Raw genomic sequence first — 2758 nt, forward strand, 5'->3', positions numbered from 1 at the left:
TGCTGGATCAAATTCTTTTTCTGTCGTTGTTTTGGACTTCACAATTTCTGAACTAGACACTTCTGATTGAGAGACAGAGGATTCGGTTTGAGGAACTTCCTGGGTTTCATCTACACGAGAACAAGCGATCAACATTAATGGAACCAGCACCAGCCATTTCTTCATCTTTTTTCATAGGATCATTTCAATGCATCACCCTATGCACTCCTTTCTCTTTTAGGTAAATGGGTAGGGATAATTTTCATAAAGAATTCTAACACAGCTGAAAAAGTAAACGTTTTCTATCGATTTCACTATACCAAATGTGCTTTTTCCATTCAACTATATGACCTAGTTAACCTTTAACTCATAGAAAACAGCAAAAAAGCCTTCATAAAATTAAAGGCTTTTTGTCTAATTTATTTTTCATTCACAATTTACTCGTTTTCTTTAAATTGATCTAAAGACAGTTCAACAGGTTGTTGCTGTTCAAAAACCGTCACTGCTGAAATACCCTGTTTTTCTAATAACGCAATAGCTTCGTCAAAGTGAAAGCCGTAATAGGCGATGGAATGCGCATCAGAGCCTAGAGAAAAAGAAGTTCCGCCTAGTTCTAAATACCAGACAATCATTTGTTCGTAAAGCTCTACATTGCCGTATTGGTACATGCTGCGTGTATTCAATTCAAAAGCCATATCTTTATCGATGACTGTTTGCAAAACCTTTTTTAGTATCGATTGATGCTCTTGTAGCTCTGCTACTGTAACATCAAACAAACGGATACCATAGTCAAAGTGACTCAATACATTCGCCGTTGGAAAGCTTTCCACTGCTTCTAATAGCAACGAAAAATATTCATTCATCACGTCTTGAACGTTTTTCTCTTTTACAATTGGCTGTAAAAAGTCGTATTCTCCGTTTTGGTGGACACTCAACAGCTGTACATCAAACTCTTTTCCCTCTAAATAATCTTGAATTTGCTGATGAGACTCTTTGGTATATCCAATTTCAATGCCTTTGCGAATCCGGTTATTGTACTGTGTGTTCAGCTTATCGATAGTTTGGCGGTAATTTTCGTAATCCAGAATAGTGTCTTTTCCACTGAAAGGATCGTTAAAGTCCAAATGCTCCGTTGTTACAATAGAACCCGATGTCTGTTTCAAATAATTTTCGAATGTTTCAGATGCATCCGGCGAAAAATATGTGTACATATGTTGATCATAAATAGCCATGAATGTTTCTCCTCCAATTCAAATTAAAAAGCAGACAAGCAACTATCTGCCCTTATTGATAACCTTACCGATATTTTTATTAAACTTCAAGGCAATTGCGTTTTTCAAAACTCAAATGTACGTCTTCCCCCACTTTAAATAAATTAAACGAACGATACAATTCATCTACCCGCAAATTTATTCCCGAACAATCGACATAATAACTTAATATATTGCCGCTAGTCGATTGATCCACTATTTTTCCGTGTAAAGCATAGCGTTCCTCATCTGGCTCAAAAGGTATTTTAGAGGAATCGATCACTTCTGGCCGAATAGCTATGCTGGCTTCAATTGTTCTTCCAGAAAACTGTTTGAACTGTTCAGGCGCCAAGACATTGTAATTGCCCATAAAAGAAGCGACAAAATGGGTTTTGGGATGCGTATAAATATCAGTCGGCTTTCCAGACTCTTGCCAGACTGTTCCACTTTACCTTGGTTCATAACATGAACCATATCAGATAGGATCATGGCTTCATCTTGATCATGTGTGACAAAAATCGTTGTGATGTTCAGTTCTTTTTGAATGCGGCGGATCTGTTTTTGCAAACTTTTGCGCAATTGAGCATCAATAGCTGATAATGGTTCATCTAATACTATTTGTCCGGGTAATTATTTTTCTTTAATTTCTTAATATACAACAATAATGCAATAACGCAGGCTGCCAAACCTATTCCTATTCCAATAATAATCCAGCCCCATGTTGGAATAGTTTTTTCTTCTAATTCCACTGCTTCTTCATTCAACTCTTCTGCTTCAACATCAATTGTAAAAGGTTTATTCCACTCCCATTCATCTCCTTCAGTGCTCGCTAGAAGTTCTAAGCGATAATCTCCTGCTTCTAAAGCTTGGTTTTCCCAATTGATGATAATATCCATATTCGAATTAGGCGCCATTCTGAAATGTTCATACTCCTCACTCTTAATGGGGGCACTTGTTCCATTTTTGAAGACTTTTGCTTGAATAACTAAGTCTCTAACAATCGTAGGCGCACTATTTTGGACATTGGCTACAACTGCTGTTCGGTAGTTAACTAAAGTAGGAGTAACGTCATTCAGTTGTAAATTTGGCAGTATTTTTGTATCTGTTTCCGTTAACTGAACACCAATCACGTAAGCATATTTGTTTTGAATAGCTACACCTTCAGATTGCTTTTCTTCCTCTTCGGTAACTTTTTCAAAATGTAATCCTCCTAGCAAAATCCCTTCGAAATCTTTTTCAGGAACTTGCAAAGAAGCAAACACAGATACTGATTCACCTGCTGGAACCGTGACCTCTTCCTTTTCTAAGGTCAATATCTCATTTATAGGATAGGTTAAACTTGGGTCAGTCTCTTCCTGCTCTTCGTAAATGATTAGTCCATTACTATTCGTGGAAGCATTATGTATCCAAACTTTTACAGTTATTTCTTTATCTTCGTTATTATAAATAATCGTCTCTAAACGTTGTGTTTCTGCTGGTTTAACCTTTAAATCAAAATAGGGATGATGATCATCTATTTGATTATCCGG

3 protein-coding genes are annotated in these 2758 nt (G+C 36.7%); all 3 read right to left on the reverse strand.

Annotated features, from left to right (window positions below):
- Window positions 1–416 precede the first annotated feature (416 nt).
- Window positions 417–1211 carry a histidinol-phosphatase HisJ family protein gene (locus RT405_RS05540; RefSeq protein WP_313468260.1) on the reverse strand — a complete coding sequence of 265 codons (795 nt, stop codon included), beginning with the start codon at window positions 1209–1211 and terminating at the stop codon, window positions 417–419.
- A gap of 79 nt (window positions 1212–1290) precedes the next feature.
- Window positions 1291–1599 (reverse strand): TOBE domain-containing protein, encoded by a 309-nt coding sequence (locus RT405_RS05545; protein ID WP_313468262.1) that lies wholly within the window; start codon window positions 1597–1599, stop codon window positions 1291–1293.
- Between the two features lie 244 nt (window positions 1600–1843).
- Window positions 1844–2758, reverse strand: a 915-nt coding sequence (locus RT405_RS05550; RefSeq protein WP_313468264.1) for a DUF916 and DUF3324 domain-containing protein, incomplete at its 5' end; no start/stop codon positions are given.

This window comes from Carnobacterium sp., assembly GCF_032094055.1.
In the GTDB taxonomy this organism is placed as follows: domain Bacteria; phylum Bacillota; class Bacilli; order Lactobacillales; family Carnobacteriaceae; genus Carnobacterium_A.